This window comes from Providencia sp. UF-224 (genome assembly GCF_058245955.1).
Map to the genome: position 1 here is coordinate 77678 of NZ_JBSICC010000011.1, position 26676 is coordinate 104353.

General features: G+C 39.1%; 28 protein-coding genes. 15 read left to right on the top strand and 13 right to left on the bottom strand.

Annotated features, from left to right (window positions below):
- The first annotated feature begins 121 nt into the window (after positions 1-121).
- Complete coding sequence (pdxY, locus tag AC4IFO_RS12480; RefSeq protein ID WP_490734763.1) at positions 122-985, top strand: pyridoxal kinase PdxY; 864 nt, start codon at positions 122-124, stop codon at positions 983-985.
- A gap of 66 nt (positions 986-1051) precedes the next feature.
- Here pdxY and gstA read toward each other — a convergent pair whose 3' ends face one another.
- A complete protein-coding gene (gene gstA, locus AC4IFO_RS12485; RefSeq protein ID WP_490734892.1) occupies positions 1052-1657 on the bottom strand; it encodes a glutathione transferase GstA in 606 nt (201 codons plus the stop codon).
- 305 nt (positions 1658-1962) lie between these two features.
- On the opposite strand from gstA, the gene AC4IFO_RS12490 reads away from it, so the two are divergent.
- Positions 1963-2829 carry a DUF817 domain-containing protein gene (locus tag AC4IFO_RS12490; RefSeq protein WP_490734765.1) on the top strand — a complete coding sequence of 289 codons (867 nt, stop codon included), beginning with the start codon at positions 1963-1965 and terminating at the stop codon, positions 2827-2829.
- Between the two features lie 7 nt (positions 2830-2836).
- Here the strand turns inward: AC4IFO_RS12490 and sapF are convergent, their stop codons facing one another.
- The 7 genes from sapF to pspF all read right to left on the bottom strand — a co-directional run bounded on the left by sapF (position 2837) and on the right by pspF (position 10659).
- A complete protein-coding gene (gene sapF, locus AC4IFO_RS12495) occupies positions 2837-3640 on the bottom strand; it encodes a putrescine export ABC transporter ATP-binding protein SapF (RefSeq protein WP_490734767.1) in 804 nt (267 codons plus the stop codon).
- The gene (gene sapD, locus AC4IFO_RS12500; RefSeq protein ID WP_490734769.1) at positions 3640-4635 is read right to left on the bottom strand and encodes a putrescine export ABC transporter ATP-binding protein SapD; all 996 of its coding nucleotides are present in this window, start codon (positions 4633-4635) and stop codon (positions 3640-3642) included. The genes sapF and sapD overlap by 1 nt, the downstream gene beginning before the upstream one ends.
- Entirely contained in the window at positions 4635-5525 is an 891-nt protein-coding gene (sapC, locus tag AC4IFO_RS12505) for a putrescine export ABC transporter permease SapC (protein ID WP_490734771.1), read from the bottom strand. The genes sapD and sapC overlap by 1 nt, the downstream gene beginning before the upstream one ends.
- Positions 5512-6477, bottom strand: coding sequence for a putrescine export ABC transporter permease SapB (gene sapB / locus AC4IFO_RS12510; protein ID WP_490734772.1), 966 nt, complete (start codon positions 6475-6477; stop codon positions 5512-5514). Before sapB ends, sapC begins: the two co-directional genes overlap by 14 nt.
- Complete coding sequence (gene sapA / locus AC4IFO_RS12515) at positions 6474-8159, bottom strand: ABC transporter substrate-binding protein SapA (protein WP_490734774.1); 1686 nt, start codon at positions 8157-8159, stop codon at positions 6474-6476. Before sapA ends, sapB begins: the two co-directional genes overlap by 4 nt.
- 351 nt (positions 8160-8510) lie before the next feature.
- Complete coding sequence (locus AC4IFO_RS12520; RefSeq protein ID WP_490734776.1) at positions 8511-9116, bottom strand: hypothetical protein; 606 nt, start codon at positions 9114-9116, stop codon at positions 8511-8513.
- A gap of 532 nt (positions 9117-9648) precedes the next feature.
- Positions 9649-10659 carry a phage shock protein operon transcriptional activator gene (gene pspF / locus AC4IFO_RS12525; RefSeq protein WP_490734778.1) on the bottom strand — a complete coding sequence of 337 codons (1011 nt, stop codon included), beginning with the start codon at positions 10657-10659 and terminating at the stop codon, positions 9649-9651.
- Between the two features lie 276 nt (positions 10660-10935).
- On the opposite strand from pspF, the gene pspA reads away from it, so the two are divergent.
- From pspA to AC4IFO_RS12570, 9 genes are all read left to right on the top strand, one after another.
- Positions 10936-11601, top strand: a complete 666-nt coding sequence (gene pspA / locus AC4IFO_RS12530; protein WP_490734780.1) for a phage shock protein PspA — start codon at positions 10936-10938, stop codon at positions 11599-11601.
- Positions 11602-11672: 71 nt separating this feature from the next.
- The gene (gene pspB, locus AC4IFO_RS12535) at positions 11673-11903 is read left to right on the top strand and encodes an envelope stress response membrane protein PspB (protein ID WP_206084065.1); all 231 of its coding nucleotides are present in this window, start codon (positions 11673-11675) and stop codon (positions 11901-11903) included.
- The gene (gene pspC, locus AC4IFO_RS12540; RefSeq protein ID WP_219248637.1) at positions 11903-12259 is read left to right on the top strand and encodes an envelope stress response membrane protein PspC; all 357 of its coding nucleotides are present in this window, start codon (positions 11903-11905) and stop codon (positions 12257-12259) included. The genes pspB and pspC overlap by 1 nt, the downstream gene beginning before the upstream one ends.
- Before the next feature lie 93 nt (positions 12260-12352).
- On the top strand, positions 12353-12532 hold the full coding sequence (locus AC4IFO_RS12545; protein WP_490734783.1) for a phage shock protein PspD: 180 nt from the start codon (positions 12353-12355) through the stop codon (positions 12530-12532).
- Positions 12533-12615: 83 nt separating this feature from the next.
- A complete protein-coding gene (locus tag AC4IFO_RS12550; protein WP_490734785.1) occupies positions 12616-14013 on the top strand; it encodes a YcjX family GTP-binding protein in 1398 nt (465 codons plus the stop codon).
- On the top strand, positions 14010-15065 hold the full coding sequence (locus AC4IFO_RS12555; RefSeq protein WP_490734787.1) for a YcjF family protein: 1056 nt from the start codon (positions 14010-14012) through the stop codon (positions 15063-15065). The genes AC4IFO_RS12550 and AC4IFO_RS12555 overlap by 4 nt, the downstream gene beginning before the upstream one ends.
- Before the next feature lie 238 nt (positions 15066-15303).
- Positions 15304-16863, top strand: coding sequence for a transcriptional regulator TyrR (gene tyrR, locus AC4IFO_RS12560; protein ID WP_490734789.1), 1560 nt, complete (start codon positions 15304-15306; stop codon positions 16861-16863).
- 5 nt (positions 16864-16868) lie between these two features.
- A complete protein-coding gene (locus AC4IFO_RS12565) occupies positions 16869-17300 on the top strand; it encodes a hypothetical protein (protein WP_490734791.1) in 432 nt (143 codons plus the stop codon).
- A gap of 225 nt (positions 17301-17525) precedes the next feature.
- Positions 17526-17900: an ATP-binding protein gene (locus AC4IFO_RS12570; RefSeq protein ID WP_353244146.1), complete on the top strand. Its 375-nt coding sequence runs from the start codon at positions 17526-17528 to the stop codon at positions 17898-17900.
- 95 nt (positions 17901-17995) lie between these two features.
- Here the strand turns inward: AC4IFO_RS12570 and tpx are convergent, their stop codons facing one another.
- A complete protein-coding gene (gene tpx / locus AC4IFO_RS12575) occupies positions 17996-18499 on the bottom strand; it encodes a thiol peroxidase (RefSeq protein ID WP_490734793.1) in 504 nt (167 codons plus the stop codon).
- Positions 18500-19143: 644 nt separating this feature from the next.
- Here tpx and AC4IFO_RS12580 point away from each other — a divergent pair.
- Positions 19144-20766 carry a peptide ABC transporter substrate-binding protein gene (locus tag AC4IFO_RS12580; RefSeq protein WP_490734795.1) on the top strand — a complete coding sequence of 541 codons (1623 nt, stop codon included), beginning with the start codon at positions 19144-19146 and terminating at the stop codon, positions 20764-20766.
- Positions 20767-21135: 369 nt separating this feature from the next.
- On the top strand, positions 21136-22119 hold the full coding sequence (zntB, locus tag AC4IFO_RS12585) for a zinc transporter ZntB (RefSeq protein ID WP_490734797.1): 984 nt from the start codon (positions 21136-21138) through the stop codon (positions 22117-22119).
- Positions 22120-22378: 259 nt separating this feature from the next.
- Here zntB and ttcA read toward each other — a convergent pair whose 3' ends face one another.
- On the bottom strand, positions 22379-23293 hold the full coding sequence (gene ttcA / locus AC4IFO_RS12590) for a tRNA 2-thiocytidine(32) synthetase TtcA (protein ID WP_490734799.1): 915 nt from the start codon (positions 23291-23293) through the stop codon (positions 22379-22381).
- A 275-nt stretch (positions 23294-23568) separates the two neighbouring features.
- Between ttcA and AC4IFO_RS12595 the strand changes: the two genes are divergently transcribed.
- Positions 23569-23709 carry a hypothetical protein gene (locus AC4IFO_RS12595; RefSeq protein ID WP_490734801.1) on the top strand — a complete coding sequence of 47 codons (141 nt, stop codon included), beginning with the start codon at positions 23569-23571 and terminating at the stop codon, positions 23707-23709.
- Between the two features lie 86 nt (positions 23710-23795).
- On the opposite strand, the gene catA is transcribed toward AC4IFO_RS12595, so the two are convergent.
- The 3 genes from catA to AC4IFO_RS12610 form a co-directional block, all read right to left on the bottom strand.
- Positions 23796-24437 (bottom strand): type A chloramphenicol O-acetyltransferase, encoded by a 642-nt coding sequence (gene catA / locus AC4IFO_RS12600; protein ID WP_490734803.1) that lies wholly within the window; start codon positions 24435-24437, stop codon positions 23796-23798.
- A 198-nt stretch (positions 24438-24635) separates the two neighbouring features.
- Positions 24636-24875: a helix-turn-helix domain-containing protein gene (locus tag AC4IFO_RS12605; protein ID WP_490734805.1), complete on the bottom strand. Its 240-nt coding sequence runs from the start codon at positions 24873-24875 to the stop codon at positions 24636-24638.
- A 315-nt stretch (positions 24876-25190) separates the two neighbouring features.
- A complete protein-coding gene (locus AC4IFO_RS12610) occupies positions 25191-25886 on the bottom strand; it encodes an aspartate/glutamate racemase family protein (protein WP_490734807.1) in 696 nt (231 codons plus the stop codon).
- Between the two features lie 327 nt (positions 25887-26213).
- Between AC4IFO_RS12610 and AC4IFO_RS12615 the strand changes: the two genes are divergently transcribed.
- Positions 26214-26627: a hypothetical protein gene (locus AC4IFO_RS12615; protein ID WP_490734809.1), complete on the top strand. Its 414-nt coding sequence runs from the start codon at positions 26214-26216 to the stop codon at positions 26625-26627.
- Positions 26628-26676 lie beyond the last annotated feature (49 nt).

Consider the following 26676-nt stretch of genomic DNA (forward strand, 5'->3'; position numbering starts at 1 on the left):
GTTGATTGGGCTAGTTTCTCTTGTCACTAACATGTAATTTGAATTAGTTGAGTATATTTATATCAGCAATGGCTAATCACTGATTTCTCTTCATTCGATATAACAATTCTCTGGGTCCTCAATGAAAAGCGTATTATCAATTCAATCCCATGTTGTTTTCGGCCATGCAGGAAACAGTGCTGCTGCATTCCCTATGTGCCGTATGGGCGTAGATGTGTGGCCACTCAATACCGTACAATTTTCTAATCACACGCAGTATCCTCAATGGACGGGAAGTGTATTTCCTGCGCAGCATTTAACCGATATTGTTGAAGGCTTAGCTAAGATACATAAACTTGAGATATGTGATGCTGTGTTAAGTGGTTATATTGGTTCTGCAGAGCAAGGTGACGATATTCTTGCGATTGTGAAAAAAGTGAAAGCCGCCAATCCACAAGCCTTATATTTTTGCGATCCTGTGATGGGGCACCCTGAAAAAGGGTGTATTGTTGCGCCTGGTGTCTCTGAGTTTTTGTGTGAAAGAGCTTTAGCTGCGAGTGATGTGATTGCGCCAAACCTGCTTGAATTAGAAACTTTGGCTGGAAGAACAATCAAAACGGTGGAGGAGGCCATTGGTGCTGCCAGAGCGCTTTGTGACAAAGGGCCAAAGATTGTTCTTGTGAAACATTTGAGCCGTGCAGCTTATCGAGCTGATCGCTTTGAAATGATTTTAGTTACCGCAGAGCATAGCTGGCACATTAGTCGTCCATTAGTTGATTTCGGCGAAAAACAACCTGTGGGTGTTGGTGATTTAACGAGTGGTTTGATGCTAGTGAATTTATTAAAAGGTGAACCTTTAGATAAAGGCCTTGAGCATGTTGCTGCCGCAGTCTATGAAGTGATGATTAAAACAAAAGAGATGGGCGAATATGAGTTACAACTTGTCGCGGCTCAAGACCAAATGGTTAACCCAGAGCATAAGTTTTGTGCAACTCAAGTAGACTGATTTCTGGTTTATTGCTTATTGAATAGAGATAGCGCCCTTTAGATTTAGGGCGCTATGATTGAAATCTTAGATTAAACCTTCCGCTTTTAAAGCCTCTTGGACATTCGGGCGTTTTGCAATTTTAGCCATGTAATCTTGCAGGTGCGTTAAGCTTGATAAATCTAGGCCAACGTGTTTTGCCCATCCACTTACCGTAAATAAATAGGCATCCGCAACACTAAAACTGTCACCTGCAAAGAACGGCTGTTTTGCTAACACGGAATCGACATATTTGAATTTATTTAATAATGTCTTACGAACTGTTTCTTTATAGTCTTCTGGCGTTCCTGGCGTAAATAAAGGTGAGAAATTTTTATGAAGCTCAGTAGAAATAAAATTTAAAGCTTCCATTTGGTGATAGCGTTTCATTGAACCAGCAAGTGCTATTAGGTTTCTATCTGGTTTTTGGTCAGCGAGATACTGAACAATAACTGCACCTTCAGTGAGTTGCTCACCATTATCTAACACTAAAGTAGGTACTTGGCCTTTTGGGTTTATTGCTAAGAAATCTGCGCCTTTCTCTGTCTTTTTCTCTTTGATATTTACACGTTCAATCGTGAAATCTAATCCAGTTTCACGCAAAATAATATGGGGGGAAAGGGAACAAGCACCGGGAGCGTAATACAATTTCATCATAGAACTCCTAAGTTATAAAATAGGTGATAACTCGCAAATAAACATCTCTCTTGTTAAGTATATCACTACTTTCTGTTAGCAAATTGCCATCGGGTGCGAGCGTCACTATAAAACGTGAATTTAAATGAAAGTGCGAGTGAATAATGCCTTGTGGCGTAAACTTAGATATTTCAGCTAAAGATGAAGAAACTAAAGTGTTTTAAGATAGTTACCTTACCAGATTAAAAACGAATTTGATAAAATCCCCCGCTGACTGATGCATAAAAATGAATAATAAATTTAAATAATAAGTGAGTGAATAAATGGGGAGTATGAGTCATAAGCTCAATTTTTTAGGTCAATTAGATCAAAAACTCATGGCTCATACGCCAAATAAGAGTCACGGCATTAAGCGTTTTATTTTAGAATTTTGGTTTTTTGGGCTTATCAATGCACGTTCTTGTTTATTTGCTGGTTTTTTCTTTTTAGCGCTATTTTTAGTGCCGGCTAAAGGTATTTTAGGATTACCCCGTTATGATGCTTTGCTGATTTTTGCCGTTACATTTCAAGCCTTATTAGTGTGGTCAAAATTAGAAACATGGGATGAGTTAAAAGCGATTTGTGTGTTTCATTTGGTCGGTTTTATGATGGAGTTATTTAAAACATCAGCCACTATTGGTTCATGGCAATACCCAGACGAGGCTTTTACAAAACTTTGGGGCGTACCACTCTTTACGGGGTTTATGTACGCAGCGGTAGGGAGTTATATTATTCAATCATGGCGCTTTTTTAAGGTTAGAATCGAACATTATCCGCCATATTGGATGGCAACCTGTGTTGCACTGGCGATTTATATTAATTTTTTTAGCCACCATTACATTGATGATTATCGCTGGTACTTAACCGCGTTTATTTTTGGTTTGTATGCTCGAAGTGTGGTGTTTTATACGCCACTTGATAAAGAGCGCAAAATGCCACTGTTGCTCGCCTTCATGTTAATCGGTTTTTTTATCTGGCTAGCCGAAAATTTTGGAACTTTTTTCGGAGTTTGGCAGTATCCCAACCAAATCGGGGCTTGGTCAATGGTTCATGCAGGGAAATGGGGCGCGTGGTCTTTATTGGTGATAGTGACCTTTACGATTGTCGTTCACCTTAAACATATTAAGGCGAACGTTACCGTTGCTCGTTAATCTATGATTACAAGTCTTGCCGCCATGCATCAATAGACAGTGGCTCGCCGAAATGACTTTCTATTAAACGGCGGGTTACATCATGGAGTGGTGCGGCAAGTACTTCCGCGGTATTACCTCGCTCCACGACTTCGCCTTTATCCATCACTAACATTTTATCGCTAATATGCTTCATCATCCCAAGGTGTTGAGTGACATAGATATAAGCGATGTCATGTTTGGCTTGTAAATCTAACATTAAGTTAATAATTTGCGAACGCATGGACATATCTAAAGATGCTAATGCCTCATCCGCAACGATAATCTCTGGTTGTAATATAAGGGCACGGGCAAGGGCAATGCGCTGTTTTTGCCCTGACGCTAACATATGAGGGTAATATTCGGCGTGATCAGCCAGCAAGCCAACTTGGCGCAAGGTTTGAATGATCCGCCTTTCTCGTTCAATACCCGTTAAATCAGTATTAAGTTTTAAAGGCAATTCAAGGGTTTGTCCGATACGCTGCCGAGGGTTTAGAGAGGTGCTAGGGTCTTGGAAAATCATCCGGATGCGTTGACTACGGTAACTATAATCGCCAAAGTTGAGACGCTCTCCACCTATCATAATGTCCCCGCCGGTGGGCTCTACAACCCCAGAAAGCATGCGTGCTAACGTTGATTTTCCCGAACCATTCGCCCCAATGATTGCAAGGGTCTGGCCTGCTTGCAAATTAAAGCTAACGGGCTTCACAGCTTGCAGTTCGTGGCGATGGAACAAGCCTTCACGAAAGCGGAACGTTTTCGTTAGGTTACGGACTTCTAATAACGTTTCCATTAGGGTTGCTCCTCAGTATTGAGTGGGTAATGGCAAGCCACTAAATGGTTTTTGATATTACGCAGTTGTGGGGCTTCAATGCAGGTGCGTTGCGCATAAGGGCAACGCGGCCCAAGCCGGCAGCCAATCGGTAAGTGCTCTAAAGAAGGGATTGCACCGGGCAACGTGTTTAATCGACCTTTATGGGGAATAGGGCTTTCAAAGTCAGGGATGGAGCGGATTAAGGCTTGTGTATAAGGATGACGCGGGCGCTGTAAGATATCCTCAGGCGTCGCACTTTCCACTGTTTGCCCGCAATACAAAACATTAATTCGGTCGACTAATTTTGACATCATCTCCATATCGTGGCTGATTAACAAAATCCCCATATTATTGTTTTGATTTAATTTATCGAGTAAACGGAAAATTTGCGCTTGCGTAGTGGATTCCATGGCATTTGTGGGTTCATCCGCAATTAATAAGCGAGGTTGATTAGCGATAGCGATGGCTATCATCACTTTTTGGCATTCGCCATCGGTGAGCTCATAAGGATAGCTGCGCATGATATCTTTATGATCTTTAATACCAACTCGATGTAAAAGTTCAATCGCACGACGTTTTCGCCAGTTGAAGCGTTGCCACCAACGGCCTTTGTATGTCCAACCTGGAATGGATTGGATCAACTGCTTACCAATATCAGCCGCTGGGTCGAGGCACGATTGTGGTTCTTGGAAAATCATTGAGATATTATGACCGATTAACTTGCGGCGTTTGCGTGGGCTAAGTTTTAGTAAGTCGATGTCTTGAAAACGAAAGCGGTCAGCAGTAACACGGATATTATCTTTGGTTACGCCACAAATGGCCTTGGCTATCAAACTTTTCCCTGAACCAGATTCGCCGACTAAGCCACGAATTTCACCCTCAGAAAGCGTCATCGAGACACGGTCAACGGCTTTGACAGGGCCATTGGCAGTCATAAATTCAATGGTTAAATTACGGATGTCTAAGAGTGGCATTATTCAACCCCCGCATTGATGGCGCGGTGTAACCCATCACCTAGTAGGTTGACAAATAAGACGCTGACCATAATTGCAACGCCGGGTAAGATCACCGTCCAAGGTGCCACATAAATCAGTTCTAAGGTATCACCTAACATAGCGCCCCATTCAGAAGAAGGAAGCTGCGCCCCTAAATCTAAAAAGCCTAAAGCGGCAATATCAAGAATAGCAATAGACAGAGCACGAGTCAGTTCTGTGACTAAAATAGGGGTAATATTGGGTAAGACGGTATACCACAAAATAAAGATGTTTGAGGCGCCATCAAGGCGGGCGGCAACAATGTATTCTTTATCTAACTCATCATGTACGGCAACGTAAATTGTTCTGACCATTCGCGGTATCAATGCAAGACAAATGGCCAACATGGCATTTTCAAGGCTCGCCCCCATAAATGCGACAACAATAATCGCTAAAAGTAATGAGGGGATGGATAACAGTGTGTCGAGAATATGGTTAAAGACGGCAGATTTTAACCCTTTTGTCATCCCAGCAAGGCAACCTAGAACTAAGCCAATAACGGTAGCAATAAAGGTGACAAAGATTGCAGAGCCAAACGTGGATTTAGTCCCAATTAATAAACGGCTTAAAATGTCACGCCCAAGATCATCAGTACCGAAGAAGAAAGCAACATCACCATAATGAGACCAAGAAGGTGGGGTTAATTGGTATCCCAAAAACTGCTGATCTAAGGCATACGGTGCGAGATAAGGACCAATAAAACACAAAATAAGCAAAAATAACACGCCAAAAAAGCCAACCATCGAAACGATGTCCGATGAGAATAAATTCCATACCACCCGTGTTGGGGATGGCATTTTCTGTTCACGATAAAAATTATCTGAGGACATACCAATCCTTATGTTTTAACGGGTCCATCATCGCGCCTAAAATATCAGAAAGCACGTTGACAGTAATCACTAATGCACCAATTAGCATAACACCAGCAGAAATCGCGGAATAGTCTTCTTGGCGGATTGCAGTAACCAGCCAACGCCCAAGTCCCGGCCAGTTAAACACCAATTCAGTCACCATTGTGAGTGTTAACATTGTTGAAAATTGCAGGCCAAGTTTTGGAATAATGGGGGGGATAGCATTATGAAAAATATGGCGACGAATAATTTTAAGGCGTGAAAGGCCACGAATTGCAGCCGCTTTGATGTAGTTTTCACTCGCGATTTCTTCAGTACTGTTTCTCACTAAGCGAATGACTTCAGTCGTTGGTGCTAACGCAAGGGTGAGCACAGGCAAAATCATATGCTCTAATACGTTGATTATCATATCTTTACGATAAGGTGAGTCGGAAAGCCATGCATCAACTAGCGCAAATCCTGTAACGGGTTTCAGGTTATAGAGGAGGTCAATACGGCCTGAAACAGGGAGCCAGCCAAGGTGTAATGAGAAAAATAGGGTTAGCACTAAAGCGAGAACAAATACGGGAACGGAAAAGCCCAGTAAGGCAAACACACTAATAGCAATATCTGCGGGTTTATTACGCCAAAACGCGGCAATAATGCCAAGGGGGATACCCGTTGTTAAGGCAAAAATAAACGCCAAAATACACAGTTCCATGGTGGCGGGGAAGGTGTCTTTGAGCTGCTCAGTGATTGGCTCGCCATTAATGCTGGATACGCCAAAATCAAAATGCAATAAACCGTCAAAGTAAAAAATATACGCATCAATGAGAGAGGCACCACTGAGCGGGGCATTAGGGGTGAAATAGCTTAGACTAAAACTCACCAGCGACAAAAAGAAGACGGTGACCAATAACAGCAAAAAGCGGCGTAATGAGTAAATGATCATGGTTGCGCCTCTTGTTTTTTCGGTGCAGCTTGTGGTTTTTGCTCCATTTCACGGTACACCCCTGCAAAAGATGTGTTTCCAAAGGCACTGATCACTAACCCTTTCATATCAAAACGATAAGCTTGTAAGCGCAAAGAATAAGCTAGAGGGAGAATAGGGAGTTCTTCACCTAAAATTTGCTGAGCTTGATGGTAGTAGTCAATCCGTGAGGCTAATTGCTGTGTCAGTAATGCCTTATGTAAAACGTCATCAAATGAGGGGTTACACCAGTGGCTTAAGTTGGTTTGTGAACCAATTGCCGCACAGCTGAGTAAAGGTCGGAAAAAGCTATCTGGGTCGTTGCTGTCTGTCGTCCAGCCCGCTAACGTCATATCGTGGGTTCTATCCATTAGCTGATTTTCTTGGAAACGACCTTCAACAGAACGGATATTCATGGTGATCCCGACTTGGGCTAAGTCCGCCTGAATAAGCTCCGCCATTTTTAATGGACTCGGGTTATAAGATTGTGATGCGATAGGTACCCACAAATCTAATTTTAAATTTTCTAACCCCATATCCTGTAACATTTGTTTGGAAAGCTCAGGGTTGTAATCGGTAATTTTTGCTTGATTATCATAAGCCCATGAAGCTCGTGGTAAAATAGATGCTGCTGTTTCCGCAGTGCCATAATATATCGATTGCATTAATCGTTCATTATTTATAGCGTAAGCAATTGCTTGGCGCACCTTGAGCTGATCCAGTGGTGGCTTACTGGTATTAAACGCTAAATAGGCAATATTCATCCCAGAACGCATGGAAATGCGTAAACGAGGGTCATCACGTAGGACTTTTAGCTGGCTAGCGGCAGGATACGCCAACACGTCACATTCCCCAGTGAGGAGTTTAGAAATACGCCCCGTGCCGCCTGCACCCATATCAACCACGACTTCTTCCATACGAGGTTGGCCTTTCCAATAGTGGTCATTTCTTAGCAGGCGTACAAATTGACCAGCTTGATAATCATCTAACTTAAATGGTCCAGTACCGACAGGGCGCCAGTCAATCAATTCTTGGCGGTTAACACTTGAAAGTGAGTCTGCATATTGGGCAGAAAGAATTGGAGCGTAGTGGGTCGCTAAATGCCATAGAAACGAGGCATCAGGGGAGTTCAAACGAAATTCCACTGTGTAATTATTAATTTTGCGAATGCTCTGCACGCTACTTGCAAATTGCAGACTATCGAAGTAGGGATAACGACCACCATTAATATAATGATAGGGGTGGTTCACTTCAAACATTCGCGCAAAACTAAAAACCACATCGTCCGCATTCATATTGCGTGATGGAGTGAACCAAGGCGTCTCTTGAAATTTAACATCTTTTCTTAGGTATAACCGATAAGTTGCCCCGTTATCGAGGATTTCCCAACGCTCGGCTAACTCTGGAATAAGGCGGTAGGTAAATGGGTCGACATCCAGTAAGCGGTCATATATTTGTGCGCCAAGGGGATCAACGATAAGGCCACTACTGACTAGTTGTGGGTTAAATGTTGTTACAATACCATTCACGCAGTAAATGAATCCCTTTTGGCGGATATCCGCAGGGACCTCATTCGCTACAATGTCAGTATAACGCTCTTGGCTACTGAGCGCATTGGCAGAGGCAAATATAAGAAATAAAAACCAAAGAGTTAGTCGGCGCATAACACTGATATCGTTAACCTGAATTGACCTATTGTAGCGCAAAAAAGGGCGTTCTGGGTATAAGCAAAATTCGAGTTAGTAATTGCTCAAAAAACAGGCAAGAAAAGTAAGGATATAATTTATAAAAGTTAAATTATTAAGTTTATCATTGAAGTATGTCTTAATGAGAAAAAATCTCATTAAAAAGCTTTACAAATGACACTGATAACTATTATCATTCGCTTTGTCACTTAAGTATATACTTATGTCGACAGGCATGACATTGCTCACATTGCTTCCAGTGTTTTATTTGATAGCCAGCTTGGGTGCTGGCTTTTTTTTATCTATTTTTTAATACACAAAGTGTACTTGTTATTCTAAACCAACAAATTTTAGGTCTTCTTCAGTAACATTACCTTGCAGTGTACATAAAAAACGGACGACACCACGTTGTTCATCCTTTTCAATAATCATCATTTTTTCAGCAGCATAGGGCTCTAAGCCATAATTTTGAGCCGCGTATTCATTAAATATCCATTTATCTTTTAAATTATGCCGGATCATCGGGGCGTAAATATAGCTCTTACCAATCTTAAGAATGCTAATTTTTGTCGATGTGTGCCGGATAACTTCATCAAGACTTTGCATTGTTTCAAAGCCCCAAAAATAATACTGCCCCCGCATACCCATGTAGGTAAAATTATCATACTTATCAAAGTTTGAATGGCTGACAAAAAAACGGTTAAAAGTGACAACACCTGTTGGGGAAAAGTTAAGATCGACTGAAAAAGGTATACTATTGTTAAGGTTAGCTTGCTTTAACGTTTCTGAAACATCCTGTAGAACAGGGTATTCATTCATTTTTTTGAAAAAGGAGGCATCACAGTAACTAAAAGTTCGCATTAATGATTCGGCATAGCTCACATTCGATATCCCTAAAAGCAACAAAGGGATAGCAAATTTATTTATTTTTTTCATAATAAGCTCCTTGTGCTATAGAAATGATATGAATATAAATATCATATAAATATATTTATCATTGTGGTGAATTATGACAATCTGTAAAAAAAGTAGATAAAACTAAAAGATGCAAATTACGTTCTTAACTGTATTGAAATTTTAATTTCAATTTTAATTAAACTGAAAAAGAAAAAATGATAAATAATTTGAATGAAATGATTTTCCATTACCAGCATAGTCGATGTGGTATTTTTTCTTTTTATTGATATTCATCGGGAATTTAACTTTGGTCAAATTATTTTTCCTGTTAATTGATATGAATATAATATTTTTATTTAAGCTTTATGTTATTGGAAATAGTCATTGTTAGGGGGGATGTTTGGCTAATAAATTGTTATTATGAGGAAATACTTAATTATTTTAATTTATACAATAATGACGTTGAAATATTTAGTAAGAAAAAAGACCTTTAAAAAACAAACAGCGGATAAGCAATGAATTAATAACCTAAGTAATATCGATTAACATTGCTTAAATTAGATTAGGTTTATCAATTTTCTATTTTGATTTGATACTTTTTCATTAACCCGCGCAATTGATCGTAACTTAGAGATAGGGACTGGGCTGCCTTTCGCTGATTGTAATGGTTCTGCGCAAGCGCTTGTTCAAGTAGCTGTTTTTCAATATCTTGTTGCCATAATCGCAAATTACAAGGTAGCGTGGGTAAAACACTTGATGAATAAGGAACTTCCGTTTTTTTTGTCGTAACCTCATGTAACTCAGCAAGTCTTTCACCAAATGGGTCAAACACAATGGTATTAACAGGATTCGCTTGATCGCCATGGCGGTAGACAGAACGCTCAATGACATTTTTTAGCTCTCTCACATTTCCCGGCCAAGGGTATTGCAATAAAGCTTGCTCAGCTTCAGTAGTAAACCCCGTAAAGTGCGAACGCTTTAGCTCCCCACACATTAAAATAGCGAAATGCTCAGCAAGTAATAAGATATCAGGTTGGCGTTCACGTAAAGGCGGGATACGGATCACGTCAAATGCGAGTCTATCCAGTAAATCTGCACGAAACCGACCTTGCTTGGCAAGTTCAGGTAAATTTGCATTCGTCGCACAAATTAAACGCACATCCACACGTAGAGATTGGCTACCGCCTACACGTTCTAATTCACCATATTCGATGACTCTTAATAGCTTTTCTTGTACAGACATTGGTGCGGTTGCGAGCTCATCAAGAAACAAAGAACCTTTATCTGCACGCTCAAAGCGGCCTTGGTGGCGTTTTTGTGCACCTGTAAATGACCCCGCTTCATGGCCAAATAGTTCAGAATCCAGCAAATTCTCATTGAGTCCACTGCAATTGAGAGAGATAAAGGCTTCTTGCCAACGAGGTGAAAGGTAATGTAAACGGTCTGCAATTAGTTCTTTACCCGTACCGCGTTCTCCAATGACTAATACGGGTTTATTTAGTTGGGCAAGTTCGGATGCTTGTTCGAGCACATCTAAAAAATTACTGGAGACGCCAAGGATCGTATCGTTAGTATTTTTCATGGTCAAATTTACCAAAAGTTGGTTTTAATTACCGATTCATTAACTATAAACGAAATGTGAATGATGTAAAGGTGATTTACTAATTTCAATAAAATCAACCAATTATTAAAAATTAAAAAAGTTGGCACGCAGGTTGCAATGTTTTTGCTAAGAAAGATGTACCAAAGATTGAATGCAATAAAATAAATTGTTTAACTTACGGAGCGTCAGATTGGCTGGAAGCCAAATCAGGTCAGGCGCTACAGAAATGATAAATCCATCAAGAGGAAATAAATAATGGGTATTTTTTCACGTTTTGCCGACATCATTAATGCAAATATCGCTTCGCTTTTAGATAAAGCTGAAGACCCGCAAAAAATGATCCGCCTGATGATTCAGGAAATGGAAGACATGTTAGTTGAAATTCGCTCAACGTCTGCGCGTACTTTAGCCGAGAAAAAAGGTTTAGAGCGTCGTATTGAAATGGGTGAAAAACAAGTTGCTGACTGGCAAGAAAAAGCGGAGTTAGCGCTAGTTAAAGATAAAGAAGATTTAGCGCGTGCGGCTTTAATTGAAAAACAAAAAGTCAGCGCGATGGTTGATACTTTAAAACATGAGCTGATCATTGTTGATGAAACATTGGCTCGCTTAAAAAGTGAAATTTCAGAATTAGAAAACAAATTGCAAGAAACACGTGCGAAACAGCAGTCGATGGTGGTTCGTATGGAAGCCGCACAATCTAGCCGCAATGTTCGTCGTCAATTAGATAGCGGTAAGATGGATGAAGCGATGGCGCGTTTTGAGCAATTTGAACGCCGTATTGACCACATGGAAGGTGAGGCTCAAAGCTACGGTATCGGTAAGCAAAAATCGTTAGATCAGCAATTTGCTGAACTTAAAGCTGATGATGAAATTAGCGCACAGTTAGCGGCACTTAAAGCTAAAATTAATAAAGACCAGTAATTGTATTTTGCCACTCTGATGGTTTGTGTCAGAGTGGCAAATAGATATAACCATATTGATAAGGAAATGTGATGGGCTACGTTTTACTGTCTCTCGTATTAATCATTTTTGTTATTTTTGTTCTGCCTGTTTGGTTGTGGTTGCACTACAGCAAAAAAAATAACGGACAGGGGAGCCAGCTAACTGAAAATGAAGTGCAGCGCTTAATGCAATTAGCGGAGCAAGCTTCACGCATGCAGCAACGTATTAAGACGCTTGAAGATATTTTGGATGCAGAACACCCGAATTGGAGGCAAAAATAATGACTCAATTTCGCAACCGTAAACTTTACCGTTTGTCAGACAGACGTGTGTTTGGTGGTGTATGTTCTGGTATTGCGGAATATTTAGAATTACCCGTCGCTTTGGTCAGGGCATTAGCCGTTTTGGCTTTATTTATGAGCTTTGGTATCACACTCATTTTGTATATTGTTATGTGTTTTGTGGTGGAAACCGCCCCAAGTGGGTATCGAAGTGAACAAGATATTGGCCCTGAAGTTAGCAGCTTGATCAATCAAATTGATATGCAGCTAAAATCAGGTGAAATGAAGCTACGCCAAATTGAGCGTTACGTCACTTCAGATACTTATACCGTTAACAGTAAATTCCGCGATTTATAAACTAATTTCATAGCCATCACAGAAAAGGGGTTAGGTTTTTACCGAATCCCTTTTGCTTATTGTTTTTGTGTATAGGGAGTGGAGATACGCGATATGACAAAAATTTCTCAACAGCGAATCAAAAAATACGCAAAACAACGTATCCTAGCAAAAGTTTTTAAGATTGTTTTTGTATTCTTACTTACTTATGGCCCTGCGGGTATCCTAGGGAAGATCATTAAATTATTGAGCAGCAAATGGATAATTAATTTGCTCATCAAACGTTTAAGCTAATACAGTTTGTTTTATGCCAAATTATTGCGCAAAATATTGAGTAAGATGAATGATGAATTTCAATGGAAAGTCTGGGGAGGAGCATGAAACGCCTGCAAAATGAATTGACAGATTTGATGAATCGAAGTGTTGATCGTCATGTCAGATTAGCAGTAACGGGGCTAAGCCGCAGTGGTAAAACGGCATTCATTACTTCATTGGTCAATCAATTATTAAATGTGAATACAGGTGCCCGTTTACCTTTATTTTCCGCCGCGAGAGACAAGCGGTTACTGGGTGTAAAACGCATTCCACATCGTGATTTATCTGTTCCACGTTTTGCTTACGATGAGGGGATCGCATCATTATATGGGCAGCCACCTGAATGGCCAACACCGACCCGTGGTGTAAGTGAAATTCGCTTAAAGCTACATTATCGCTCTGATGACTCTTTCTTGCGCCATTTTGTTGATAACTCATCCTTATATTTAGAAATTGTTGATTATCCTGGGGAATGGCTACTGGATTTACCGATGCTCGATCTCAGTTTTATCGATTGGTCAGAGCAAATGAATACGCTAATTAAGGGGGAGCGGGCTCATTTAGCTCAGTCTTGGTTAGCTTTATGTGAAAAGTGCGACCCATTAGCACCCGTTGATGAAAATTTATTGGCTGAAATTTCAAAAGCCTATACGCAGTATTTAATTGAATGCAAAGCACAAGGGCAACATTTTATTCAGCCGGGGCGTTTTGTTTTACCCGCGGAGCTGGATGGAGCCCCTGCTTTACAGTTTTTCCCTTGGCCAAATGTTGCAAAATATGGGGCAAAAGCTTTAGCACAAGCAGGGAAGAACACTAACTTTGGCGCATTGCAACAGCGTTATCAATATTACTGCGAACATGTGGTGAAAGGGTTTTATCGCGATTATTTTCAGCGATTTGATAGGCAAATTGTGCTGGTTGATTGCTTGCAACCGCTAAACAGTGGGCCTGAAGCGTTTAATGATATGCGCATGGCGCTAACACAATTGATGCGTAGCTTTCATTATGGAAAACGTACGTTACTGAGGCGCTTATTTTCTCCATGTATTGATAAGCTATTATTTGCTGCCAGTAAATCTGATCATGTGACCCCTGATCAACACGCTAACTTAGTTTCTTTACTGCAACAATTGGTGCAAGAAGCATGGCAGCATGCGGCGTTTGAAGGTATTAGTATGGACTGTATGGGGCTCGCTTCTATTCAAGCAACAAAGAGCGGCATGGTGGATTATAAAGGGGAAAAGTTACCCGCATTGAAAGGTGAGCGCTTAAGTGATGGGCAGCCATTGACATTTTACCCTGGGGAAGTGCCAAAACGTTTGCCTACTGAACAATTTTGGCAGCAGCAAGGCTTTCAGTTTGAAAATTTTAGGCCTCATCCGACCCCTATTGACCAACCACTGCCGCATATTCGGATGGATAGCGCGTTAGAATTTTTATTGGGAGATAAATTAAAATGAAGGAACCAATAAAACAACGACTTGATTTCGTAGATGATATTTCCGATGAAAAAGCGGAAAAACTGAGGCAAGCCCGTGTATTTGACGAGCATGAATTTGAAAATTTTACCCCTGTAGCCGTTGAAACTGAGTTAGAAGCCCAAGATGGGGAGGTCGAAAGCCTCATAAATGACGCTTTAAGACCAAAACGCACTTTTTGGCGCAAGCTTATTGGTACGGCTGTGGGCATTTTTTCGGTCAGTGTTGTTGCTCAGTTAGGGATTTGGATCCACCAATCGTGGGTAACCCAAGATTGGACTGCACTAGGTACGGCATCAGCGGGTGGCTTGATTGTCATTGCAGGCGTCGGGTCTATTGTGGGTGAGTGGCGTCGTTTATATAGACTACGTGAACGTGCTGAAGAACGGGATTTCGCTCGTGAATTACTGCATAGTCATGGAATGGGGAAAGGGAAAGATTTCTGTGAAAAATTGACTAAGCAATCGGCATTACCAGCGCAACACCCTGCGGTTCAACGTTGGCAAAGCATGTTACATGACTCTCATAATGACCGTGAGGTTGTTGAATTATATAGCCAAATGGTTCAGCCAATCCTTGATGAGCAAGCGCGAAAAGAAATTAGCCGCTGTAGTGCTGAGTCGGCCATAATGATTGCGGTGAGTCCTTTAGCAATTGTTGATATGGCATTTATTGCTTGGCGCAATATTCGTTTGATTAATCGAATTGCAGCGATTTATGGGATTGAGTTAGGTTATTATAGCCGTATTCGACTTTTTCGTATGGTATTGATTAATATTGCTTTTGCTGGAGCTTCTGAGCTTATTCGGGAAGTTGGTATGGATTGGCTATCGCAGGATATTACCGCGAGGTTATCGACTCGTGCGGCGCAAGGGATCGGGGCTGGGTTATTAACGGCACGTTTAGGTATTAAGGCTATGGAACTGTGTCGCCCATTACCTTGGATTGACAATAAGCCACGGCTAGCAGATTTTCGTCATCAATTAATTGGTCAGTTAAAGAACGTTATTCCCAGTAAAAAGGCAAACAGTTAAAGCATTTTTAATGGCAGGGTGAGTTGACAGTTTTTGCTCACCTTGCAGTATTATTTCTTAATATTATTATTAATACCTCCCTAAATGAGCGGAAAATAGTCAAAAATTGTCATTTTATTCGGCTAAACTTGATTGGATTACAGTGTGTCAACAATATGTGACACAAACACTGTCTTCTCATTAAGATTAACGTTAAAATGTGCCCATCAAATCGACTTCTTTAATAAGGTTTCCCTCCATGCGCCTCGAAGTGACTTGCCAAGATAGGATTGGTTTAACGCGTGAATTACTCGATCTATTAGTTCTGCAAAATATTGATCTAAAAGGAATTGAAATTTCACCGCAGCGTCGCATATACCTTAACTTTACCCCGGTTGATTTCCAAGTATTTAGCTCTTTGATGGCCGAAATACGTCGAATTAATGGCGTGATTGATGTCCGCCGTATTTTTTTCATGCCATCTGAGCGGGAACATAAAGCGGTATGGGCATTGCTAAATTCATTTCCAGAAGCGGTTTTGTCGATTGATAATAAACTAAATATTGAGTTGGTTAATCCAATGACATTACACCTATTTGGTTATGATGAAACACGCATTCGTGAAAAAACCTTTTCTCAATTAGTCGGAAGTCATGGGTTAATACGCTGGTTTGAGCGTGAATCTCCAGAGCCTTATAGCGAAAAAGTCATGATAAAGGGCCAAGACTATTTGATGCAGGTAACCCCGATTATTTTGGCTGATGAAAACGGTAAGTCCCATTGCACGGGGGCTGTTTTACTCCTTAAGTCTGTTGCGGTGTTAGATAAACAACGCAAACAAGTTACTGAGGTTGACAGTAGTGGCTTTGAGCAAATAATCGCTGTTAGCCCTGTCATGTCGAATGTTGTTGAACGCGCAAAACGTATCGCAATGCTAGATGAACCCTTGTTGCTGGTGGGGGAAACAGGCACAGGGAAAGATATTTTAGCCAAAGCCTGTCACCTACACAGCGCGAGAGGCAAAGAGCCGTTCTTAGGTTTAAACTGCGCTTCGATGCCCGATGATGTTGTAGAAAGTGAACTCTTTGGCTATGCGGCTGGGGCCTACCCAAATGCCGTTGAAGGAAAAAAAGGCTTCTTTGAGCAAGCTAATGGTGGGACGGTTTTACTCGATGAAATTGCCGAAATGTCCCCTCAAATGCAAATTAAATTGCTACGTTTTTTAAATGATGGAACTTTTAGGCGAGTTGGCGAAGAACGTGAAGTGAAAGTTAATGTACGGGTAATTTGTGCAACGCAGAAAAACTTACCTGCATTAGTCGCAGAGAAAAAATTTAGGGAAGATCTTTATTATCGTTTAAACGTATTAACGCTGACCATCCCACCACTGCGTGAACGTAAAGAAGATCTCTTACCACTGACTAAAACGTTTGTTGCAAGTTTCTCACGGGAACTCAATATTGCTGAACCCAAATTAGCACCGTCATTAATTGAATATTTAAGCAGTTATTATTGGCCAGGTAATGTTCGTCAATTAAGAAATGCATTATACCAAGGGCTAACACAGCTTGAGGGAAATACATTAGATGCAGATAATATCCAATTGCCAGATCTGGTAAATACACCTACGCTTGCACTAGACTCATTAAATGGTTCTCTGGATGAAATTACCAAACGCTACGAAGCTTCGGTGTTATCACGCTTGTATCGTGATTATCCGAGTACGCGTAAATTAGCCAAACGTTTGGATATTTCGCATACGGCAATAGCGAATAAACTCCGAGAATATGGCCTTAATGCAAAAAAAGAGCAAGATTAAATAAAATGAATAAACGTTTAGTTTTTACATTAGTGACTGTTCTGTTTGGTGCGAGTGCTTTTAGTCAGGCAGAGACAGCCATCCCAAACGATGGATTGAATAAATATTGCCAAGATGAAAATCAAACCATGGATGAAATCTATGAAAATGGTGCTCTGACTAAATGTTATTTTATGGGCAGCACTTTATCTGAGGCGTATAAGCAATACCGTAGTGGATTAATTGAAGATGCTCCACTTTTCTTGGCTGAAAAATTAGCCATTAAAAAAAATATGAGCATGCCATGTCCAGTCGAAGGGTGCATTGCAATTAACTACCGTTGGGATGGGGATAAAAAATTAAACATTATTCAGGAATTTGAGGGTGGTGAAACACACTTACAATTCACGCAAGAGAATAAAGGTACTGCGTTAGAAATAACTCAACATATGGATTAATTATATTCTTCAATGATATAAAGATAGGCAAGCAGAAAAGGGCTAGGTCTCTATTTCAGCCCTTTAGGTTTATTTTTACATTTTATCCGTACTGATACCATTCAATCTGAGCGAATGTTGAGCAATTTGCTTGCTTGTTGGCTATTTTTCCTGCTATATAACATAGACAGCTGCTGTATTGGGTACTCATCTTTTTTAATGGGGTTATGCCTACAAGGAGTTGCCATGGATCAATTCACGATTAATTTTGTTGTCAATCTCAAGCTACGCGAATATATGGACCAATGCCATTATAAGAATGATATGTTTGAGTCAGCGGCGTCAGCTGCGGAGCTTTATTTAATGAATAAAGCGGCGGTTAAATACCTCACGAAGAAAAATCGTTTTACGTGGGAAGTGTTAGTCAAAAATGGGCACAAGCCCCGTGATTTAATCATTGATATTTTAACGTCTTGTTGCCCTGTTACGCAGGATCAAGCGCTAAAAATTTTAAGTACCTTATCTCATACATTGATTAGCTATATGAAGGGTAATCAATTGTTTATTAATGTTGTTAATGCTAAAAACCATCACCCTCTTTATTGGGCGTATGTTGATTAATATGATAATGATTGAAAGATAATCTTGAGGGATAAAAGAGCAAAAAGCGGGAGAGCATCCCGCTTTTTTATTAGGGTTCCGATAACTCAATAAGCTTATTTCAAGCTATTTAATGCGCTATCGTAGTCAGGTTCTTCTGTGATTTCAGGAACTAACTGGCTGTAAATAACTTTGTCGTTTTCATCTAATACAACGACTGAACGCGCTGTAAGGCCTTTGAGTGGGCCGCTTGCGATTGCCACGCCATAATCATCAGCAAAAGAGGCACTACGGAAAGTCGATAATGTGACGACATTGTCCAAACCTTCTGCACCACAAAAACGAGCCTGAGCAAAAGGTAAGTCAGCAGATACGCATAGAACAACGGTATTATCAAGGTCGTTCGCGAGTTGGTTAAATTTACGAACAGAGGCTGCACAAACGCCGGTATCAACACTTGGGAAAATATTTAATACTTTACGTTTACCGACATAGGTTTCCAGTGTAGCTTCACTGAGATCTTTTGCGACTAAGGTGAAAGGTTTTGCTTTTGTACCTGCCTGCAAGAAAACGCCATTAACTGCGATGTCATTGCCTTTTAGCTTAACTGTTTGCGACATGAATTTTTCTCCCGTTTATAAATTAAATCAGTGCCAACTTAGCCCATTTTTTAGAGAAAATCTTTGCGATTAAAGGTTTTCAATTGCGCTAAGCTACACGTTTTGAGTTTTACATTCTATTAATGACCAAAACCTACTGCATACCTAAAACAACACTGTATACCCTAACGCATAAGTGGAGCAAGGCGGTTAATGTTAAGGTTAATTAGTTTCTCACAGTCAGCGATTATATAACTGGTAGGCGAGATTGGAGTTTACGTTTTTTATTATAGAGTCTTTTAAAATATCTTATTGAGTGTAACAAAAGCAAGACAATATGTATCGATTTCTTTATCTATCATTTAGTTATCAGCAAAAATGTTATGGGTATAAAAAACGTTATAGCGCGATAACAAATAATGAAAGTTGTTTATTGAAAATTTCACGAAGGATAACGCTATATTTAAGCGGATACATCATAAACTAAACAGGATGTATGGATTTTTAAAACATGAAAGCATATGATGCAAAAAGGGAAAAATTTCACCTTGTACAGGTGTACCCGCGGTAAATACGGTAGTGCTGTTAATGTGTTAGTCTCTTTTCAATACAGTGTCGCTAAATGTTTAGCTGATTTTATTTATATAAACAAGATAGAAAATAACATGCATAAACCTTCATTCTCACCTTTAGCTGTATTATTTGCTTCTTTTTTTCTAGCTACACCGGCTATCAGTGCTGTTGTCCCCGCGGGGACAATATTAGCGGATAACCAAACAGTGACTCGTCATTTGAAAGATGAGCCTGCATCATTAGATCCGATTAAATCAGTTGGGCTAACTGAAGCGCAAGTGATGCGTGATTTATTCGAAGGCTTGGTTAATCAAGATAGTCAGGGTAAACCCACTTCTGGTGTAGCATTAAATTGGGAAACAACGGATAACCGAATTTGGACTTTTACACTTCGGCCTGATGCGCGTTGGTCAAATGGTGACCCCGTGACTGCGGATGATTTTGTTTATAGTTGGCAGCGCTTGGTTGCTCCTGCAAATACATCGCCTTTTGCGTGGTTTGCTGCTTTAGCTGGGATTAACAATGCGCAAGATATTATTGATGGTAAGCTACCTGTTGAGCAACTCGGTGTCGAAGCGGTCGATAAACATAAGCTTAAAGTTACTCTTAATAAACCCGTTCCGTATTTTCCATCTTTAGCTGCAAACTTTAGCTTGTATCCGGTTCATCGCGAAACGATAGAAAAACTCGGGGCGGATTGGATCAAAGTAGGTAATTTAGTCGGTAATGGTGCTTTTACACTCGCTGACCGTGTTGTAAATGAAAAAATTGTTTTAACCCCGAATCCGTATTATTGGGATCATAAAAATACAGTAATTACACAAGTTACATTTGTTCCTATAAACCAAGAATCTCATGCGACTAATCGTTATTTAGCGGGTGATTTAGATATTACTGAATCGTTCCCTAAGCAACGTTATCAAAAATTACTACAAGATATTCCTAATGAAGTTTTTACGCCTGATCAGTTAGGAACCTACTATTATGCCTTTAACACACAGCGTGCTCCAACAAATGACGTGAGGGTGAGAAAAGCATTATCAATGGCAATCGATCGTCAATTAATTGCCAGCAAAGTATTAGGTACAGGAGAAAAGCCTGCGTATTATTTCACCCCAGATGTGACAGATGGCTTTAAACCTGAGAAAGGGCTTTATAATAGCTATTCACAAAAAGAATTAGATCAACAAGCAAAAGCATTGCTGCAAGAAGCAGGTTTTGGACCAAATCACCCGCTTGAGCTTACATTATTGTATAACAGTTCGGAAAATCACCAAAAAATAGCGATTGCCATCGCTTCGATGTGGAAGAAAAAATTAGGGGCGGATGTTAAGTTAGTTAATCAAGAGTGGAAAACGTATATTGATAGCCGTAATACAGGGGACTTTGATGTCATTCGAGCCTCTTGGATTGGTGATTTCAATGAACCTTCAACATTTTTATCACTTCTGACATCACAACATAGCGGTAATATTCCAAAGTTCAATAGTCAGCAATATGACCAAGTTATGGCATCTGCAAGTATTGAAACCAACGCACAATTGCGTAACCGTTACTACAATAGTGCAGAGGCCCTTTTGGCTAAAGAAGCGCCAATTGCACCTATTTACCAATACACCAATGCGCGGTTAATCAAGCCTTGGCTTAAAGGGTATCCTATTGAAAATCCTGAAGATGTAGCATATAGCCACAGTTTCTACATTATTAAACATTAAGCGAAAATATCCGATATGACTTACGGTCTGTATTATGTTCAGGCCGTTTTTTATTTGTGGGAGTTTAAAAAAACTCCTTCCTCTGGAGAATGGGAAGGAGGACCAAAAAGGAATAAACACTACCTCTTAATCATAAAAAATTTATAAGTCATTGTATTGCTCGATTGTGTCAAATTCGTGATATACCTTTAACAAAAATGGCGGCGCTCATTATTACTGTTTATTTACAGATATTTGTATCTTCTTGATCTTATACGTTACTTATAAATGTCTACGTAAATAGAATTATTAAACATTTCATTGAAATTATTGCAATATTTCATCTATTCTATTAAAAATAACATATTGTTTATAAAAGGGAGATATTGCATGGCGTTGGTTTACGGTTCGTTATTTGAAAACTCAAATCCGGTACATGCATTTCAATTAAATGGAGATGGGGGACTACTCCCTATTGATGTTAATGCGAGCGCAACACAACAATCTCCGTTTTGGCTTCATTTTGATTATAAAAACCCGCAAAGTTTTAATTGGATCCAACAGTCTGAGTTATTTAATGACCAAGTTAAATCAGCTTTATCAGGGCAATCAGGGCGCTGGCGTTTAATTCGTGTGGGTGACGGGGTTTTATTAACACTCCAAACATTAAATACCAATGCAGGACAGCGACCTGAACAGTTAGTCGCGTTTCGGGTATTTATTAACAACCGCCTTATTATTTCAAGTCGTCATCGGAAAGTGAATTCATTAGACACGGTTATTGATGATCTGAAAGAAGGTGTCGGAGCGCAAAGTACAGGCGACTGGCTTGTTGAAGTGGCTGATTCTATCACTGATGAAATAAGTGATTTTACAGACTCTTTGCATGAGCGATTAATTGAACTTGAAGATGTGATATTAAATGGTGAAATTCCTGAGCGCGGTGAATTAGCTTTATTGCGTAAACAGATTATTGTTGTTCGTCGTTACATGGCGCCACAAAGAGATATGTTATCCCGCTTAACAACAGAAAAACTACTTTGGTTGGATGATACTGACCGTCGTAGAATTCAAGAAATTTCAGACAGATTAGGCCGTTGTATTGAAGATTTGGATGGTTTTATTGCGCGTACTGCAATTATTTCTGATGAGATCACCAATATGATGACAGAAATGATGAATCGCCGTATCTATACGATGTCACTGATGGCGATGATTTTTCTGCCAACGACTTTTTTGACAGGGCTGTTTGGCGTTAATCTAGGGGGGATCCCTGGAAATGAATTTCGTTTTGCCTTTAGCGTATTTTGCGTATTACTTGCCGCATTAATTGGAACGGTACTGTGGTGGCTAAGAAAAAGCCGCTGGCTCTAAATTCGATGACTTATTTTGTATAACCCGAGCTAGTTTGAGATAAATCAATAAAACTAATGGAGTTTTAGGGCACTATTAATCCCGCAGGTGAATGCAACGTTGAGCGATGAACGTTGTGCTCCATAATTGTAGTTTTTCTCATATTGAGTTCTTATACAGAATAATTGACCACTGTAATGCCGATGTAATTTACATCGGCTTTTTTTTGCTCAAAATCTGATAGCAAAAAATAACCCCCAGTTTGGAGGTTATTAATGGTTTATTTTACTTCAATAATATCTAAGCGCTGGGCAGTAAAGTCTGGAGCATCATCTTCATCAATGAAGGATTGCGTTGGCATATCTTCTCTATCAAAGGCCAAATCCCCACCATCAATGACCTCATCACCATGAGAAATGTTTTTAAAATCAAACAGTTCTGTATCGCACAAGTGTGAAGGGACAACATTTTGTGTTGCACGGAACATGGTTTCAATCCTGCCTGGATAACGTTTATCCCAATCACGTAGCATTTCTTTAATCACTTGGCGCTGTAGATTTGGCTGTGAACCGCACAGGTTACAAGGAATAATTGGAAATTCTTTCGCTTGCGCAAAACGCTCAATATCTTTTTCGCGGCAATAAGCGAGTGGGCGAATCACAATGTGCTTTCCATCATCACTCATCAGTTTTGGTGGCATACCTTTTAATTTACCGCCATAGAACATGTTTAAGAACATGGTTTGCAAAATATCATCACGGTGATGCCCTAACGCAATTTTTGTTGCCCCTAATTCCGTTGCCGTGCGATAGAGAATGCCTCGACGTAAACGTGAGCATAAAGAACAGGTTGTCTTTCCTTCAGGTATTTTTTCTTTCACAATACCATAAGTATTTTCTTCGACAATTTTATACTCAACACCTAAATTATCGAGATAAGCAGGCAGAATATGCTCAGGAAAACCAGGTTGTTTTTGGTCAAGATTGACCGCAACTAATGAAAATTGGATTGGTGCGCTTTTTTGTAAGCTCTGTAAGATGGAAAGTAAAGTATAGCTGTCTTTCCCACCGGACAAACACACCATAATGCGGTCACCGTCTTCAATCATGTTGAAGTCAGCAATTGCTTGCCCAACATCACGGCGAATTCGTTTTTGCAATTTATTTAAGTTGTACTGTTCTTTATTGGTTGTCATTCTATACGGTTCTGTTGCTGGTTATTATTTACATTACTGATAGATAAAGGCTTTATGAAAATTTATTAATGTTCTTATTATTTTATCTATAAATCGCTATCAGCAAAATCTGTGAAAGACGCACATAATAGCAGAAGCAAGGGGGAGTGTGATACACGTTAGTAAAAAGAGCATCTTTCATTACATGCAATGGTGATTTTGAAACGTAACATCTAGCCTTTATCTGATTGAATAATCAGGCCTTACCATTTAGTCTAGGAGAAAAGGGAGGAATTATGCCTGCTAGTGATCCTATTGAACTCATTGCTTTAACTCTTGCAAATACCATAAAAATGGTCGTTACCCCTGTCGATTATGCATTCCAAAGTGGGACTTTGGGGGACTTCTTTTACATGGGTTGGCTACTTATGAACTAATTGAAAATAGTCAGCCATCATAACTTTTTGAAAGGGAGGCTTTTAGCTTCCCTTTATCATTAAGCAACCTCATCCAAACTAGAGGATTAACAGGTTAATTCATTGCATAATATCTGTAATTCATTCACTAATCGGCCCACATGGAAGCCATCGCAAACTGCGTGATGCACTTGAATAGCTAGCGGTAACAATATTTTATTGTCTTCCTCATAGAATTTTCCCATGGTAAATATTGGCATGAAACTGTTGATGATATTGGCAATATTCAAGTTAAAACTATCAAATGAAACCCATGGTAATGAAGATACATAAAAAACATTTTCTTTCTGAACTGGCTGTGGTGTTAAATTATAATCATTTTTATATAGCGCTAGCTGATGATTATAATTTTTCATAAAAATCTGAATGTTATCAGAATATTCGCACCATAAAGATGAGAATGTTTCTGTTTCGTTATGAAATATAGTGAAATTAGGATGCACTTTATCCCATAAAATAAGGTCATTATGTTTTTTAGAAAACCTAAATTCATTTCGTGCATTTACCAACGACGATAGCAGATAAATGATAGTAGGATAAAAACGGTACCCTCTAGATTTTACAAAACGAGTTAATAAAGTAATGTCTATCTTAGTTGTTAGACTGAATCCACAGTTAACAACCTCACTGTATACATGATAATGTTCTTTACGTTGCCATGTTTCAACGTTAAATCGAGTGTAATTCATTTTTTCCCCTTCTAATAAGATAAATTAATTTTATTAGAAGGGGAATTTCTCTGATTTGGAAAATAGCATTTTAGTTTCTCGATAGTCATTATTTGAACTGATATGTTACGGTTATGATAAAATTTTGTCGAGTGTAATATTTAGCTTATCAAAAAAAGAGCACGATTGACGCTAATCTGAAGCGTAATCTCATGTTATTTAATATTGTACTTCAGGGTTAAGGTAGATATTAAATAATGAATTCAGCTCAACATTTAATATCTTAGATAATACAACAAGATGGTCAATGAAGATTGATAATGAACCATCTTCATACTTCAGGTAAGTTATTTCTGTTATAGAGAGTTTTGCCGACATTTCCTGTGTTGTCACTTGGCTTTCTAATCGCTTTTTCTTAATGAAATTACCCAATGCAGCATTGCCTGATTTTTTATTCATAATAATACTTTTTCTTAAATTAAAATTTATTCGATTATCATTGATAAAAATGAATATTCAATGGGGAAAATTCCGTAAATTAAATTTGCTGTTGAAAATCGATAATAAGAGTGGAAATTTTTCTGCTATATAAAAATAGATGTTTTAGTAAGATAATGAAGTTGATTTTTATCATTTAATGAAGATATAAATTGGAAATATAGATTTTTATTCTAAACTGTTATGATGTGATGCCATCCTTACAAATAAATGAATGTTAGTATAGATACTACCTAAGTATCTTTATTTAAACGGTAGTATCATTATTCGCTAATACTAAATTGATAGTGCAATTTCGACTGATTTTTCTGCGTGGATTGCTGTCGTATCAAAAATGTCTACTGTGGTATCATCCTTACCCACTAATAGTGTAATCTCAGTACATCCTAAAATGATCCCTTCAGCACCTTGTTCGACGAGCGACGCCATAATTCGTTGGTATTCTTTTTTTGAGGAGATATTAATGTTACCTAGGCAGAGCTCATTATAGATAATATTGTGAATAATTTTTCTATCTTCACTATTTGGTGTTAGTACGTCTAATCCAAATTTATTAATTAATCTATCCTTATAGAAAGATTGCTCCATTGTAAATGCGGTTCCTAATAAACCAATCTTTTTGATTCCAGATTTAGCAATGCGCTCACCAGTGGCATCGGCGATATGTAATAAGGGGATTTGCGTACTTTGTTCAATTTTGTCAGCAACTTTGTGCATTGTATTTGTGCATAGAACAATAAAATCTGCACCCGCAAGTTTTAATCGATTGCCAGCATCAGCTAAGCATTGAGCCGCAAGATCCCATTGACCATTTGCTTGATAATGCTCTATTTCAGCAAAGTCCACACTGTATAATGCAATTTTTGCAGAGTGCAAGCCTCCTAGCTTTTGTTTGACAGACTCATTAATGTGTTGGTAATAAAGTAATGTTGACTCCCAACTCATACCACCGATTAGGCCGATTGTTTTCATTTAAAGACTCCGAATTCATTATTTTGTTGAGCTATTCACTATACTGATATTTTTTTATAAACACAGTCTATATATGATTAAAAAATAAGGTGTAATTAAGATGAATAAAATGTAATTCTTAAGTTAATTACATTTAAATATGACTTAGGTTGATTTAATCTGCGATATAGACAGTACTTAATGTGTGGTTATTTTGAATGTAAGAAAAAAGAGAATGTTTTTCTCAATAAGTTAAGGGATTTTACATTTTTATAGTGGATTTTAAATAATATAAAGTTATTATCAGGAATAACTCTCTCAATATTGATAATTGATGGCGACAATGAAATGAATTTTTTTAAAATAATCATTGCGATACTTATTTTTGGTGCTGCGTTTCTACTCGGTGCCTTATACATGAAACCAACTCAATTGAGTTTAGTCGAGCAAGTCAAAAAAAATGTAAATGATGTTCTTGCTTATCCGCAGGCAGCAAAATTCAAAAACATTGAATACCATTTTTCCCGTTATACCGCAGATAATGGCAAGGTCGGTTATGTTTGTGGTGAGGTGTTTCGTTATAAAAATGATAAGCCAGATGGGTATAAACGTTTTATTGTTAAAGCTTACACGCACGATGATGAAACGCGAATGGATATCTCAATTCCTTTCGTTGAAGGAGGGCATGAGATTTTATTGCCTGAACAAGTTAACCAGATATGGAATGAAAAGTGCTCTAGCCCGGCATCTCCGCTAGAGTAATTAACGGCGTGTTAATGTTGATTAACACGCACTCTTTTTACAATGTTTT